Source organism: Bradyrhizobium sp. USDA 3256, assembly GCF_054058275.1.
Map to the genome: position 1 here is coordinate 1,520,674 of NZ_JBSSAE010000002.1, position 14,297 is coordinate 1,534,970.

Consider the following 14,297-nt stretch of genomic DNA (forward strand, 5'->3'; position numbering starts at 1 on the left):
AGAATCTGGAGCTCCGGACCGGGTTGAACCGGGACCGGGGCTCTAGACCACCGGCGACCGGCCACCATCGACATTGATGGCGGTGCCGGTGATGTAGGAGCCTTGCTCCGAGGCCAGGAAGCAGGCGAGGTTGGCGAACTCCTCCGCCGTGCCGATGCGGCCGAGCGGGGTGCCCTTGGCAAGGCCCTTGGCGAATTCCCCGAAATCCGTGTTCGGCGCCTGGGCAGCATGCCGCTTGACCCATTGATCGCTCATGATCAGGCCGACCAAGAGCGCATTCACCAGGATGTTGTGCTCGCCGCCTTCATTGGCCATGACCTTGGTCAGCGCCATGCCGGCGGCGCGCGAGACCGAGGTCGGCGCGGAATTGCCGGCCGGCGCCTTGGCAAAAGTGTTGAGCACGTTGATGATGCGGCCCCATTTGCGCTGCTTCATCCCCGGCCACACCAGCCGGCTGAAGCGGATCGCGGCGAACAGCTTCAGGTCGAGGTCCTCCTGCCAGGCCTCGTCGCTGATGCTCTCGAACGCCAGCGTGCGTGCCGTGCCGGCGTTGTTGACGAGCACGTCGATCTTGCCGAGATCGGCAACGATCTGGTCGTGGGCCTTGCTGATGTCGGCGGCCTTGGCGACGTCGCAGACATAATCGCGCACCACAAGGCCATCCCTGGCGAGCGTCTCGCGCGCCGCGGCGAGATCGGCGGCGCCGCGGGCGAGGATCGCGACCCTGGCGCCGGATTCGGCAAACCGCCGCGCCACCGCGATCCCGATGCCCTTGCTGCCGCCGGTAACCACCGCGACGCGGTCCTTCATTGATAGGTTCATTGTTGTTCTCCCTGGGGCTGGCCCGGAGAGGACGCTATCAAACCGACAGCGCGACCAACAAGGTCATGCAGAGCAGGTGTGCTGTGACAATCAGTGCGAGATGGAGCGGGCCGGACATCGGATGTCTCCATGGTGGTGCGTGCGCGGCTTGATGCTCCGTGAGGTGGGCACCGCCGCTCGTCTCCCTCCCCCTGAAAGGGGGAGGGCGGGGTGGGGGTTGCTCTCCACGGCGCCGGCGCTTGTGGAGGCAGATCCCCACCCGGATTACGCTTGCGCGCAATCCGACCTCCCCTTTTCAAGGGGAGGTGAGGAAAGAGCGCGCCAGTTCAGGCGCGCGTCAGTTCAGGTTCGCGCTCGCCGTGAAGCTGCGGTCGACGGCCTTGCCGACATCCAGCGTCTTGCCGAGGATGCCGTAGCGGGTGGCGCGGTCGGAGGCGGCCTGCACCTCCTTGACCACGGCTTCGTCGATCGCGATCGGGCTCGTCTTCTGCGCGGTGTAGGCGGCGAGCAGCACGTCCTCCGGCAGTTTTGTGAGCTCGGCCGTGTTCCTGGCATACTCGGCGAGATGGTCGAGCGACCACAGCCGCGCCTTGTTGAGCCGCTGCACCAGGTCCTGCACCGCCGCGCGCTTGGTTGCGATCGCGTTGTCGGAGGCGACGATGAAGGTGATGGTCGGCGTCAGCCCCTCGCCATCGGCGACGACGCGCGCCTTGTCCTTCAGCGTGGCGTAGGAGATATACGGCTCCCACACCGCCCAGGCGTCGATCGAGCCGGCGAGCAGCGCGATCTTGGCGTCGACCGGGCCCAGCGGCGCGAAGGTCGCGTCCTCGATCCTGCTTCCGGCTTTTTCCAGCGTCGCATTGATGAGGAATTGGCCCCAGCCGCCCCGCGTGCCGGCAAGGCGCTTGCCCTTCAGATCGGCCGCGGTCTTGATCGGCGAATCCCCGCGCACCAGGATCGCCTGCGTCCGCGCATCGGAGCGCGTGCCGCCGATCGCCTTGATCGGCGCGCCCGACGCATAGACGGTGAGGAAGGACAGATCGCCGGTGTAGCCGACGTCGAGCGCGCCGGCATTGATCGCCTCCAGGATCGGGGCCGCGGCGGGGAATTCCGACCATTCGATCTTGTAGGGCAGATCCTTGGCGAGGCCGGAAATCTCCAGCAGCGAGCGGTTGCCGCCCTTCTGGTCGCCGACGCGCAGCACGATCGCGTCGGCCGCGAGTGCCGCGGCCGACGTCGACAGTGTGATCACGGCCGTGATCAGCGCGGCCGCCGTGCGGCGGGTGAGAGAATAGGCAGGGCCCGAGCGGGTCAGTTTGCGCATTTGAATTTTTTTCCTGATTCATTCGCTGCGCGGCGGAACGCGTGGCAGCGTTCGATCAAGTCTATGAGCAAGCCGTTCGCCGTCAACGAAACGGAAATCTGAATTCGGCGGCTGCGCGGCAAGGATGATCTCGTCAGGCATGCCGCGCGTAGAAGACATGGCGCATGCGGCCGCAGAACGCTCAAATTTGATGCAGTCACGGTGATCGCGCCGCATCTCCGTGTGGGACGATCGTGAAAATCCTTTCATCGCCGCGCGATGCGATCGTGGAGAGTTCAGCTGTGGCGCCGACAACATTCGAAATTCCATTTCATTGACGATGATCTTGTCGCGCCGCATCATTTGCACGTTGCTTTGAGTGCAATCGCGCCGGAGAAATCCGCTTTTTCTAAAACCATGAGCTTCGAACGACGGGGCGCGCAAACGGAGACGTTTTGCGCGCGGGGCGGAGCCTTGCCGAAATGCAGGAGTGATGATGTCGACGGATAACAAGAAGACGGTGATGGATCGCCGCACATTGCTGCGTGCGGGCGCTGCCGCGGCCTTTGCCGCGCCGATCGGGGCGTATAGCGCGCAGGCCTTCGCGCCACGGGCGATCACGCCGGCGATCGACTTCTCCGAATTCCCGATCTGCAAGACCGCGTCCGATGCACCGGCTTTGACCGGCGCGCCGCGCAAGCTGAAACTGTCCTGGAACGCCGGCGCGGTCTGCCTTGCGCCGCTGCCGGTCGCGATCGACCACGGCTTCTTCCAGAAGCAGAATCTCGACGTCGAGCTGGTCAACTATTCGGGCTCGACCGACCAGCTGCTGGAAGCGATCGCCACCGGCAAGAGCGACGCCGGTCTCGGCATGGCGCTGCGCTGGCTGAAGCCGCTTGAGCAGGGCTTTGACGTCAAGATCGCCGCCGGCACCCATGGCGGCTGCATGCGCGTCCTGACCCGCACCAATTCCGGCATAGGCAAGCTCGCCGATCTCAAGGGCAAGATCGTCGCGGTCGGCGATCTCGCAGGCCCCGACAAGAACTTCTTCTCGATCCAGCTCGCCAAGCTCGGCATCGACCCGATCAAGGACGTCGACTGGCGTGCCTATCCCGGCAATCTCCTCAACGTCGCGGTCGAGAAGGGCGAGGTGCAGGCCTTCCTGTCGTCGGACCCGCTGGCCTATCTCTGGCTGAAGGATGCGCAATACAAGGAGGTCGCCTCCAACCTCGACGGCGAATATCGCGACAAGAGCTGCTGCATCGTCGGCCTGCGCGGCAGCCTGGTGCGCGAGGAGCCTCAGGTCGCGCGCGCCATCACCCAGGCGCTGCTCGACGCCGCGATGTTCACCTCGCAGAACCCGGACAAGGCGGCGAAGTCGTTCCAGCCCTATGCGCCGAAGGCGGCGAGCCTCGCCGATCTCGAGGCAATGGCGCGCTACCACACCCATCATCATCACCCGACCGGCGAGGTGCTCAAGCGCGAGCTGAAGGGCTACGCCGACGACCTCAAGACGGTGCAGGTGTTCAAGCAGAGCACCGACACGGCCAAATTCGCGGAGCGGATCTATGTCGACGTATTCAGTGTCTGACGCGACCGCCGCGGCCGCGCCGCGCGCGGTGATCACGCTCGCGGACCTCTCCGGCAGTTACGGTGTGGGCCTTGCGGCGAGCCTCGTCTGGCTCGCCTTCGGCCTCTCCTGCCTTTATTGGCCCGATGTCGGCGACTGGTCGCGGACCGGATCGCTCGGCATCGGCGCGATCGTCATCGCCGCCTTCATCCTGTTCGGCACATTCAGCGCGGATTATCTCGGCGGCGCCGGGCAGGCGTTGCGCAAACGCGCGCCGTGGCTGGTGGCGTTCGGCGCCTTCGTGACGTTGTGGGAGGTCGCCACCGCAAAGTTCGCGTGGCTGCCGCTGCCGTTCTTCCCGCCGCCGCAGTCGATCCTCGAGGTCTATACCGACGATCTGCCGAAACTGCTCGACAGCGTGTTTGCCTCGATCAAGCTGCAGCTCGGCGGCTACATCATCGGCGCGACCGTCGGCTTTATCACCGGTGTCTCGATCGGCTGGTCGCAGAAGATCGGCTACTGGGTGCATCCGGTGCTGCGCTTCATCGGCCCGCTGCCGGCCACTGCCTGGTTGCCGATCGCCTTCTTCACCTTTCCGTCGAGCTGGAGCGCCTCGACCTTCCTGATCGCGCTTGCCACCGGCTTTCCGGTGACGGTCCTGACCTGGTCGGGCGTCGCGAGCGTCAGCAGCGCCTATTACGACGTCGCGCGCACGCTCGGCGCAAAACCGTCATTCCTGGTGCTGAGGGTCGCGATCCCCGCCGCGCTGCCGCATGTGTTCGTCGGCCTGTTCATGGGGCTCGGCTCGTCCTTTGCGGTGCTGGTCGTCGCCGAGATGATCGGCGTCAAGGCCGGGCTCGGCTGGTACCTGCAATGGGCGCAGGGCTGGGCGGCGTATGCCAACATGTATGCGGCGCTGATCGTGATGTCGCTGCTCTGCTCCGGCGCGATCACGCTCTTGTTCCGCACCCGCGACCGCCTGCTGGTCTGGCAGAAGGGCGTCGTCAAATGGTAGTGCAGTCCGCAGCTGAGGCGATCACCTATCCGGCGGTCGGCGCCGAGCTCGATATCGAAGGCGTCAGCCACGCCTTCGATATCGATGGCGCCACGCTTCCGGTGCTCGATAATGTCAATCTCGCGATCGCGCCGGGCGAGTTCGTCGCGCTGCTCGGCCCGTCCGGCTGCGGCAAGTCGACCTTGCTGCGGCTGGTCGCGGGACTGGAGAAGCCGCGCGCGGGCACGCTGCGCGAGGATGAAGTGCGCATCAGTGGCCCGCATCCGTCGCGGGTCGTTGTGTTCCAGGATCCGACGCTGTTTCCGTGGCGCACGGTGTGGGACAATGTCGCGCTTGGCCTCGAAGCGCAGGGCATCCTGAAGGCGCAGCGCCACCGCGTCGATGACGTCATCGAGCTGGTCGGCCTGTCCTCGTTCCGCAACGCTTATCCGCACCAGCTGTCCGGCGGCATGGCGCAGCGCGTGGCGCTGGCGCGCGCGCTTGTCAACGATCCGAAGATCCTGGTGCTCGACGAGCCGCTCGGCAAGCTCGACTCGCTAACGCGGATCGCCATGCAGTCGGAGCTCGTCGCGCTGTGGCAGCGCAAGGGCTTCACCACGCTGTTGGTCACCCATGACGTCGAGGAGGCGCTGGTGCTGGCCAACCGCGTCATCGTGCTGTCCGATCGGCCGGCGCGGATCAAGGCTGACATCGCCGTCGCCCGGCCGTACCCGCGGCATCGCGGCGATCCCTATCTGGCGGAGCTGCGCAAGCAGATCCTCGGCCTGCTCGGACTGGAGGCGACATGGTGACATCAGCGGCGAGGGAGCTGCCGCCGGCGAACGAGCCGGAGTACATCGCGCGCGCGTTGCTGCTCGCCGCTGTGTTTGCTGCGCGCGCGCCGGCGCACGACCGCGACGCCAGCTTTCCCTTCGAGAATTTCGCCGATCTGTCGCGCGAAGGCCTGCTGGCGCTGACGGTGCCGGCAGCGCTCGGCGGCGGCGGAGCGGGTGTCCGCGACGCCACGCGCGTGCTCGGCATCATCGGCAAGGCCGATCCGTCGACCGCGCTGGTGCTGTCGATGCACTACATCCAGCATCTGGTGATGGCGCGCAGCACGCGCTGGCCGGCGCGCCTTTCGCGCAAGCTCGCCAAGGAAGCCGTCGAGGGTGTGGCGCTGATCAACGCTTTGCGCGTCGAGCCCGAGCTCGGCTCGCCCGCGCGCGGCGGCCTGCCGGCGACAACGGCGCGCCGCACCGAGACCGGCTGGCGGTTGACAGGCAAGAAGATCTATTCGACCGGTGCGCCGATCCTGAAATGGTATTCGGTCTGGGCAAAGACCGATGAGCCGGAGACCCGTGTCGGCTTGTTTCTGGTTCCCGCCGGGTTGCCGGGAACGCGGATCGAGGAGACCTGGGACCACCTTGGCCTGCGCGCCAGCGGCAGCCACACCGTGATCTTCGACGACGTGGTGTTTCCGCTGGATTACGAGATCGACGTCCGCGGGCCCGACGACTGGAAGGTTCCTGACGTCACCCAGGCGACCGTGCACGCGATTTTCGTCGCCGCGATCTATGACGGCATCGCCCGCGCGGCCCGCGACTGGCTGGTCACATTCCTGAAGCAGCGGGTGCCCGCCAATCTCGGCGCGCCGCTCGCGACCTTGCCACGGATGCAGGAGGTGGTCGGCGCGATCGAGGCGCGGCTTGCGGTCAATGCGCGCCTGATCGACAGCTTCGCCGCCGATTTCGATAACGGCTTCCCGCTTTCTGCGATCGAGTCTAACATCATCAAGCTGACGGTGACCAACAACGCCGCGGCAGTGGTGGAGGATGCCTTGTCGCTGACCAGCAATCACGGCCTGTCGCGAACCAATCCGCTGGAGCGGCATTACCGTGACGTGCTGTGCGGCCGCGTCCATACCCCGCAAGACGATGCCACCCGTGTCTCCGCCGGACGCTCCGCGCTGGGCGTCTGAAAACAACAGCCAACAACAACGGAGTTCCCGTCATGCCGGTCGAATTCATCGGCTTCATCACCAACAACAATGCTTCCGAGACCATCGTCCGCTCAGGCCCGGTGCTCGATCCGCCCTATATCGAGACGGTGGCCAAGGCGCATGAGCTCGCCGGTTTCGACCGCGCGCTGCTGGCGTTCCACTCTACCACGCCGGATGCGTTGCAGGTCGCGCAGCATGTCCTGACCATCACCAGGCAGCTCAAGGTGATGATCGCGCAGCGCCCGGGCTTTACCGCGCCGACGCTGCTGGCGCGCCAGCTTGCGACGCTGGATCAATTCTACGGCGGCCGCGTCTCGCTGCACGTCATTACCGGCGGCAACGCCATCGAGCTGCGCCAGGACGGCAACACGCTCGACGACAAGGACGAGCGCTACGCGCGCACCAGCGAATTCCTCGACGTGGTGCGGCTGGAATGGACCAGCGAGAAGCCGTTCAACTACAGCGGCAAGTATTACAACGTCGAGAACGGCTTCTCGCAGGTGAAGCCGTTGCAGAAGGGCGGCATCTACACCTTCGTCGGCGGCGGCTCGGACGCCGCGGTCGAGGTCGCGGGCAAGCACGCCGATACGTTCGCGCTGTGGGGCGAGTCCTACGCGCAGGTGCGCGACGTCACCGCGCGGGTGCGCGCGGCCGCGGCCAGGCACGGAAGGCCGACTCCGCGCTTCAGCCTGTCGGTGCGGCCGATCCTCGCCGATACTGAAGAGAAGGCGTGGAAGAAGGCGGAACATATCCTCGAGCGCGCCACCGCGCTGCAGGACCAGACCGGCTATCGTCGTCCCAACCACGCGACCGACGGCGCCAAGCGGCTGCTGGCGCTCGCTGATCAGGGCACGCGCATCGACAAGCGGCTGTGGACCGAGATCGCCAAACTGACCGGCGCCAACAGCAACACCACCGCGCTGGTCGGCACACCCGAGCAGGTCGCCGAGGTATTCGGCGACTATTACGATCTCGGCGTCAGTCACTTCCTGATCCGCGGCTTCGATCCCTTGGTCGATGCGATCGACTATGGCCGGGCGCTGATTCCGCTGACCCGCAAGCTGATCGAAGCGCGGGACCAGCAGCGGGGAATTGCCGCCGAATGATCCGTCTCATTGTTGCGGCAGCGCTTGCGCTCGCCGCCATCGACGCGGCCTTCGCGCAGACCACGCTGCGCGTCGGCGACCAGAAGGGCAATTCGCAGGCCGTGATGGAAGCGGCCGGTGTGCTCAAGGACGTCCCCTACACGATCGAGTGGAAGGAGTTCGCCGCAGCCGCGCCGCTGCTGGAGGCGCTTGCGGCAGGCGCGATCGATACCGGCCTGGTCGGCGACGCGCCGTTCACCTTCGCGGCGGCCGCCAAAATTCCGGTCAAGGCGATCGCGGCGGTGCGGCAGTCGCGCGACGGGCTCGCGGTCGTGGTGCCGGAAAACTCCGCGATCAAGAGCTTTGACGATCTGCGCGGCAGGAAGATCGCAACCGGCCGCGGTTCGATCGGCCATCAGCTGATCCTGGCGGCGCTGGAATCCAGGGGTTGGCAGGCGAGCGACGTGCAGATCGTGTTTCTCGCGCCGTCGGACGCGAAGGTCGCCTACACGCAGGGCGCGGTCGACGCCTGGTCGACCTGGGAGCCTTATGTCAGCCAGGAAGAGGTGCTGTTCAAGTCGCGCCGCGTCATCACGGCCGACGGCATCACGCCCGGCCTCGGCTTCCAGGTCGCAACCCCCGATGCGATCAAGGGCAAGCGCGCCGAGCTCGAGGATTTCGTGCGGCGGTTGGCGGCCGCGCGCGCATGGTCGCAGAACAATGTCGAGGGCTACGCCGCCACCTGGGGCAGGCTGATGAACATCCCGCCCGCGGTGCCGCTGAACTGGCTGACGCGGGCCAAGATCCGCATCGCGCCGATCGACGACAGCGTGGTCGCCGACGAGCAGAAGACCATCGACCTCTACGACCGCTGGGGCCTGATCCGGCAGAAGATCAACGCCGCCGACATCGTCGACCGCTCGTTTGGTGCGGCCGTCGAGAAGGGCGCGGGACTGTAGGCAATTTGCAAGCGATACATTCAACGTCGTCCTGGCGAAAGCCAGGACCCATTACCCCGGATGGCAGTTGTTGCACGACGCCGGGGCCGCGATCCTGCTCATTATCAAATTTAATGGTAATGGGTCCTGGCTTTCGCCAGGACGACGGTGCTTGCACGATTTCGGAATACTGGAAATATATTCCTGATTTGCCCGACGTGTCAAGCTGCCCTGTCGAAGGCCGGCAGCCGCGAGCTCCTTTGCATGGGGTTGTTTTCGATATTTTGCCAGCGCACCTGCGGCGGCCCTGCAAGCGGGAGATGCAGACCGTCTGCGCGGAAGCGGATTCAACTCCGCACCATTGCACCGCTAACGAACCCGTGATTCAAAACATCCATTCGTCCGTGGGCTGCCGCGCGGCAAGGATTTTCCCCGTTTGGCATATTCCAAAACCGCAACGTTGCTATTTTCGCCGCGGCCTTGCCGCTTCCTCCGGCGCTGCCAAGATCAAACAGACGAACAATCGAGTCCGGGAGATCACCATGGGCCTTCAACAAACTCGCATCGAGTCGCTGCCGTTTGTGACCGCTGAACTGAATTATCTCGCGCCGACGCCGGGCAAGCCCCGGACCTACGCCTTCGATCCGCCGCCCGGCGAACCCAAATCCACCGCGCTGCCCGAAGCCCACAATGTTCCGATCTTTGACGGACGCCTGATCGCCGACAGCTTCTCGCTCGATCGCGAGGGCTTTGCGCTGGTCAAGCATCCGACCAGCGTGAAGGATTATTACGACGAGAACGAAGTCCGCAACGTCTACTATCCCGCCGTCGAAGCCTTCCTGAAGGCGACGCTGAAGGCGGATCGTGTCTTCATCTTCGATCACACCGTGCGCAAGCGCGTCGAGGGTGCGGCGGACATCCGCGGCGGCGGACCGCGCCAGCCCGCGACCCGCGTCCATGTCGACCAGACCGCCGTCTCCGGCCGCAACCGCGTGTTCGAGCACCTGCCCGACGAGGCCGAGCAGCTGGTCAAGGGCCGCATCCAGGTGATCAATCTGTGGCGTCCGATCCGCGGTCCCCTGCTGGATTCACCGCTCGCGATGGCCGACGGCACCACCGTCGCGCCGGAGGATCTCATTGCTTCGGACCTGATCTATCCCAACCGCAGCGGCGAGACCTACTCGGTGAAGTACAATCCGAACCATCGCTGGTTCTACATTCCCGAGATGACGCCGGACGAGGCGATCCTGCTGAAATGCTACGACTCGGCGACCGACGGCCGCACGCGGTTCGGGCCGCATACCGCGTTCGTCGATCCGACCACGCCCGCGGACGCCGCGCCGCGCGAGAGCATCGAGCTGCGCACGCTGGTGTTCCATAAGCAGTAAGGGCGACGGAATCTCAGCGAACTCGTCATGCCTGGGCTCGTCCCGAGCATCCACGTCTTCGGCCCTGCGTGAAGCAAGACGTGGATGGCCGGGACAAGCCCGGCCATGACGGCGTGTGGGGTGCCAAGATCGCGTTGCCGCCAAAGTTGGCACGCGCTGCCCAATAATGTTACGCCCGTCGCCAAACCGCTCGGGGAAGAGGCGATTCGTGGACGGCGTGGTGACGAAGGAAGAGGCGGGGATCGGGTTCCGCGCCCTGGTGCTTGCGCTTCTGGCATTGGCCTCCGGCCACATGCTGTCGACGCTGCTGCGGACCATCCCGGCGATCAGCCTCGATCTGATGGCGTCGGATTTCGGCACCTCGCCGCAGGCGCTGGCGAGCCTCACCTCGATCTATCATTTCTCCTTTGCCGCCTCGCAAATCCCGGTCGGCGCCGCGATGGATCGCTTCGGCGTGCGGCCGGTGTCGCTGAGCCTGCTCGCCGGTACCGTGGTCGGAACGCTGGTCTCGGCGCTTGCGACGGGGCCTGCGAGCTTCGTGCTCGGGCAATTGATGCTCGGCGTCGCCACTTCGGGCATGCTGATGTGCCCGATGACGCTCGCGGCGAAGCAGATGTCGGCGGCGAAGTTCGGCCTGTGGTCCGGCCTGATCCTCTCGATCGGCAATATCGGCATGCTGCTGTCGGCAAGCCCGCTGGCGTTCGTGGTCGATCAGTTCGGCTGGCGCGCCGGTTTCTGGGTTTCGGCCGGTTTCGGCATTGTCGTGCTGATCGCGGTGTTCGCGCTGGTGCCGCGGCAGCCGGCGGCGCATGCGGATGATTCCTCGCCGCTGCACCAGATGGCCGAGGTGCTGCGGCTCGGCATGTCGCGCGGGCTGCGCGGCCTGATCGCGCTGTCGCTGGTGTCGCTCGGCGCGTCGCTGACCTTGCGCGGCTTGTGGGGTGGCCCGTGGCTGATGGACGAGAAGGGGCTGAGCCGGATCGAGGCCGGCAATGTGCTCGGTCTGTTCACGCTCGCGATGATCGTCGGCCCGGCCTGCATCGGCGCCTTCGATCGCAAGTTCGGGCACCGCCGCGCCATGGTGGCGGTGACGCACGCCATCGCCGCGCTGCTGCTCGTCTTGATGGCGGCCGGTGCGCCGCATTTCCCGGTCTCGAACCTCTTCGGCGTTGCTGTGATGCCGACGCAATATGACCTGGCGCTGTTGATCCTGATCGGGTTTGCGACGTCGGCGCAGCCGCTGATTTACGGCATGACGCGCCAGCTTGTCGCCGCGCAGAACACCGGCAAGGCGCTGTCCTCGGTCAATCTTGCGTTCTTCCTTGGCGCAGCGCTGCTGCAATCGAGCACCGCCGGCGTCGCGGCGCTGTTCGGGCTGCCCGCGGTGCTGCTGTTCATCGCCGGCGCGCTGGTGATCGGGACCGTGCTGTTCCTGGTCTACACCAGGCCTGCCTAGATCGTCTGCGCCTGCTTGCGAATCTCGTTGGCGAGCGGCCGCAGGGAATCCACTCCGCGTGGCCCCACCAGGGAGTAGCCCGTACCGCCGTCAGCCCACGAGAAGCCCGCGACGTCACTGCCCGAATGCGGCGCCATCGGTGCGTTCTGGTCCGACGTCATCGGGCGGGTAAGAACCACAAGCCGCTCGCCGCGATCGTCGTCGTACATGAACATGGCCGCAGGACCATGTGCGGTCGGCACTACCCGTCCGCCCATCAAACGATATCCCGACTTGGTGAGATCTGGCAGCTTCACCGGTTGATGCAACCGGTTGGAGACCCATTGCACAAGCTCGGTGCTGTCGCGCAGCTCGACCGGCCGCGTGCGATCGGAGGCGTACACTCTGTAGGAATCGCTGGCCTCCTCGGCGAGCGCCACAATTCCGCCGACCGGTGCCTGTGTCGCGCCACGGATCACCCATCCGCCGAGGCCGCCGAGCGAGAGCATCAGCATCGCTGCGATGGCCCAGCGCAACGACGAGGGGCGGCGGCGTGGGCTCTCGATCATCCTGGCGAGGTTGAGCCGCGGCGGCAGTGGCTCCTCGGCGATCGGCAGCAGCACCGATCGCAAAAGGTTACGCTCATCGGAGTAGGCGGCGATGCGCTTGGCCACGTCCGGATGCTTGTCCAGATAGACGCGGACCTCAGCCTCGCGTTCCGGCTCGAGCGCGCGATCGACAGAGGCATGCAGATCGTCTTCTGTAATGGGTCGGTTGCTCATGTCTTGTTCCGCAATTGCACGATATTATGATCCAGGTCGCCCGGCGTCTCCTCCAGTTCGTGGTGCAGCCGCTCGCGGGCGCGCGCGAGGCGGGACATCACCGTGCCAACAGGCACGCCGAGCACCTTCGCGGCATCGGCGTAGGACAAATCCTCGACGCCGACGAGCAGCAGCGCCGCACGTTGGTCATGCGGAAGCCTGGCGAGCTTCGCCATGACGTCGCGATACATCACCTTGTGCTCCTGCGCCGCTTCCTGACCGAATGCATCCTCGTTGGTTTCGTCGATCGCGACATGAACGCCGCGCACCGTTGCGCGGCGAAATTGGTTGATGGCGAGATTATGCAGGATCGCGAACAGCCACGGGCGCGGATTGTCCGACCGCCGCTGCTCCCAGTGGATGACGGCACGTTCCAGGCAGTCCTGCACCAGGTCGTCGGCCGCGGCGTGATCGCGGACCAGGGCCCGCGCATAACGCCGCAAGGCTGGTATCAGCGGCTCGACCAGGTGCAGCATGTCGCTCATGGCGCTTGTACCTGCACGACCGCGCCGAGTTTCGCCGGCTCGCCGGATGCGATGACGAGGTAACGCCGCTCGGTCCTGGCCGCGCTCTGCACGATCTGCCGGATCGGGCCGGCCGCGTTGACGATGGCGGAGCCGGCCGGATTGGTCATGAAGGCTGCCAGCGGCTCCACCATGCCGCCACCGTCGGCGTGTTCGGCCAATCCCAGCACGTAGCGCTGCTTCGGCTCGAGCCCGGTCACGGAAGCCTGCAGCACCTGGATCAGCCCTTGATCGAACAGCGATACGCTGGTCGGCGGCTTCTCGCCCTTGGCTTGCTTTTTCGGTGCGAGCGCGAGGTGGGCGGCCTGGCCGGCGACGCCGAGGGCTTGCAGGTTCTGGCGGTCATCCGGATTTGGCGCGGCGTTCGGCACATAGACGATCGCCTGCGGCGCCTGGCCGATCGGGATGTTGGCGATCACCTTGTTGGTTGCGGTGTCGATCGCGGCCAGCGCGTCGGCGTTTTCGAGACCGACATAGACCCGCGTGCCGTCGCCGGACGGCCAGACGCCGTGCGGCAGATTGCCGACGGGGATGGTCGCGACTTGCGAGAAGTCGTCGGTTCGAAACACCTTGACCTCGTTGGTGCCGCCGATCGTGACATAGGCGAGCGTGCCTTTAGGCGTCTTCGCGAAATTGACGTGGTTGGTGATCGGGCCGGTGTCGATCGTTTTGATCAGGTTGAACGGCGGCTTGGCGTTGAACACCTGCGTCCTGCCGACATCCTTCAGCGTGAACCAGACCTGGTCGCCATCGGGCGAGGCCGCGATGTTCGGGCAGAACGGGCTTTCCTGCTTCACCTTCGCGACGATCTGATGGTCTGCGACCGAGACCACGTCAGTCTCCGGATTGAACGACGAACAGATGTAGCCGTACTTGCCGTCGGGCGAGAAGATCTGCATGCCGGGTCCTGCGGGGACCTCGATGCGCGTCGTTTCCTTGAAGCTCTGCGCGTCGATGACCGAGATGTAATTCTCGCCGCGCACGGTGACCCATACTTCCTTGCCGTCGGGCGTGAAGAACGCCTCGTGCGGTGACCGCCCGATATAGGTGACGTGCTTGACCGAGTTGGTTGCCGTGTCGATGAAGCTCACCGAGTTCGAACCGATCGAGACCACGGCGAGGGTGCGGTGGTCGGGCGAATAGCCCATGCCGTGGACCAGCACCTGGCCCTTGTAGAGCGGGCTGAAATTGCCCGGCTGCGGGTCGCCGAGCCGGATCACGCCGAGCAGCTTGTTGTCGGCCGGGTCGGTGACCGACACCGTGTTGGAGAACTGCTCGGCGGCGTAGACGCGGTCGTGATGGCTGACCGGAATGTCGGGCGAGGACGCAGCGCCCGGCGCCTGCCCGGCGAAAGCGGAGCTCGACATCGCCAGCACGGTCGTGGCCAGCAGGCTCTTGAGGATTTGACGGTTCATCGC

The 14,297-nt window shown here is 65.7% G+C and carries 14 protein-coding genes; 8 read left to right on the plus strand and 6 right to left on the minus strand.

What is annotated here, in order from left to right; all coding sequences use genetic code 11:
• Nucleotides 1-42: 42 nt before the first annotated feature.
• The 3 genes from ACVWY5_RS08940 to ACVWY5_RS08950 all read right to left on the minus strand — a co-directional run bounded on the left by ACVWY5_RS08940 (nucleotide 43) and on the right by ACVWY5_RS08950 (nucleotide 2,488).
• The gene (locus ACVWY5_RS08940; protein WP_028334419.1) at nucleotides 43-822 is read right to left on the minus strand and encodes an SDR family oxidoreductase; all 780 of its coding nucleotides are present in this window, start codon (nucleotides 820-822) and stop codon (nucleotides 43-45) included.
• Between the two features lie 337 nt (nucleotides 823-1,159).
• Nucleotides 1,160-2,146 (minus strand): ABC transporter substrate-binding protein, encoded by a 987-nt coding sequence (locus tag ACVWY5_RS08945; protein ID WP_157345688.1) that lies wholly within the window; start codon nucleotides 2,144-2,146, stop codon nucleotides 1,160-1,162.
• 18 nt (nucleotides 2,147-2,164) lie between these two features.
• The gene (locus tag ACVWY5_RS08950; RefSeq protein WP_157345689.1) at nucleotides 2,165-2,488 is read right to left on the minus strand and encodes a hypothetical protein; all 324 of its coding nucleotides are present in this window, start codon (nucleotides 2,486-2,488) and stop codon (nucleotides 2,165-2,167) included.
• A gap of 130 nt (nucleotides 2,489-2,618) precedes the next feature.
• On the opposite strand from ACVWY5_RS08950, the gene ACVWY5_RS08955 reads away from it, so the two are divergent.
• The 8 genes from ACVWY5_RS08955 to ACVWY5_RS08990 all read left to right on the plus strand — a co-directional run bounded on the left by ACVWY5_RS08955 (nucleotide 2,619) and on the right by ACVWY5_RS08990 (nucleotide 11,555).
• The gene (locus tag ACVWY5_RS08955) at nucleotides 2,619-3,716 is read left to right on the plus strand and encodes an ABC transporter substrate-binding protein (RefSeq protein ID WP_430648912.1); all 1,098 of its coding nucleotides are present in this window, start codon (nucleotides 2,619-2,621) and stop codon (nucleotides 3,714-3,716) included.
• Nucleotides 3,694-4,710: an ABC transporter permease subunit gene (locus tag ACVWY5_RS08960; protein ID WP_028334416.1), complete on the plus strand. Its 1,017-nt coding sequence runs from the start codon at nucleotides 3,694-3,696 to the stop codon at nucleotides 4,708-4,710. Before ACVWY5_RS08955 ends, ACVWY5_RS08960 begins: the two co-directional genes overlap by 23 nt.
• Nucleotides 4,704-5,501, plus strand: coding sequence for an ABC transporter ATP-binding protein (locus tag ACVWY5_RS08965; protein ID WP_028334415.1), 798 nt, complete (start codon nucleotides 4,704-4,706; stop codon nucleotides 5,499-5,501). Before ACVWY5_RS08960 ends, ACVWY5_RS08965 begins: the two co-directional genes overlap by 7 nt.
• Nucleotides 5,495-6,667 carry an acyl-CoA dehydrogenase family protein gene (locus ACVWY5_RS08970; protein ID WP_028334414.1) on the plus strand — a complete coding sequence of 391 codons (1,173 nt, stop codon included), beginning with the start codon at nucleotides 5,495-5,497 and terminating at the stop codon, nucleotides 6,665-6,667. The genes ACVWY5_RS08965 and ACVWY5_RS08970 overlap by 7 nt, the downstream gene beginning before the upstream one ends.
• 32 nt (nucleotides 6,668-6,699) lie before the next feature.
• Entirely contained in the window at nucleotides 6,700-7,794 is a 1,095-nt protein-coding gene (locus ACVWY5_RS08975; protein WP_028334413.1) for an LLM class flavin-dependent oxidoreductase, read from the plus strand.
• Nucleotides 7,791-8,732, plus strand: coding sequence for an ABC transporter substrate-binding protein (locus ACVWY5_RS08980; protein WP_028334412.1), 942 nt, complete (start codon nucleotides 7,791-7,793; stop codon nucleotides 8,730-8,732). Before ACVWY5_RS08975 ends, ACVWY5_RS08980 begins: the two co-directional genes overlap by 4 nt.
• A 521-nt stretch (nucleotides 8,733-9,253) precedes the next feature.
• On the plus strand, nucleotides 9,254-10,099 hold the full coding sequence (locus tag ACVWY5_RS08985) for a CmcJ/NvfI family oxidoreductase (protein ID WP_028334411.1): 846 nt from the start codon (nucleotides 9,254-9,256) through the stop codon (nucleotides 10,097-10,099).
• 217 nt (nucleotides 10,100-10,316) lie between these two features.
• Nucleotides 10,317-11,555, plus strand: a complete 1,239-nt coding sequence (locus tag ACVWY5_RS08990) for an MFS transporter (protein WP_028334410.1) — start codon at nucleotides 10,317-10,319, stop codon at nucleotides 11,553-11,555.
• On the opposite strand, the gene ACVWY5_RS08995 is transcribed toward ACVWY5_RS08990, so the two are convergent.
• The 3 genes from ACVWY5_RS08995 to ACVWY5_RS09005 are packed head-to-tail and all read right to left on the minus strand — an operon-like array spanning nucleotide 11,552 to nucleotide 14,294.
• Entirely contained in the window at nucleotides 11,552-12,316 is a 765-nt protein-coding gene (locus ACVWY5_RS08995; RefSeq protein ID WP_028334409.1) for an anti-sigma factor family protein, read from the minus strand. The genes ACVWY5_RS08990 and ACVWY5_RS08995 overlap by 4 nt on opposite strands.
• Nucleotides 12,313-12,840: a sigma-70 family RNA polymerase sigma factor gene (locus tag ACVWY5_RS09000; RefSeq protein WP_028334408.1), complete on the minus strand. Its 528-nt coding sequence runs from the start codon at nucleotides 12,838-12,840 to the stop codon at nucleotides 12,313-12,315. The genes ACVWY5_RS08995 and ACVWY5_RS09000 overlap by 4 nt, the downstream gene beginning before the upstream one ends.
• On the minus strand, nucleotides 12,837-14,294 hold the full coding sequence (locus ACVWY5_RS09005) for a YncE family protein (RefSeq protein WP_028334407.1): 1,458 nt from the start codon (nucleotides 14,292-14,294) through the stop codon (nucleotides 12,837-12,839). The genes ACVWY5_RS09000 and ACVWY5_RS09005 overlap by 4 nt, the downstream gene beginning before the upstream one ends.
• Between the last annotated feature and the right edge of the window lie 3 nt (nucleotides 14,295-14,297).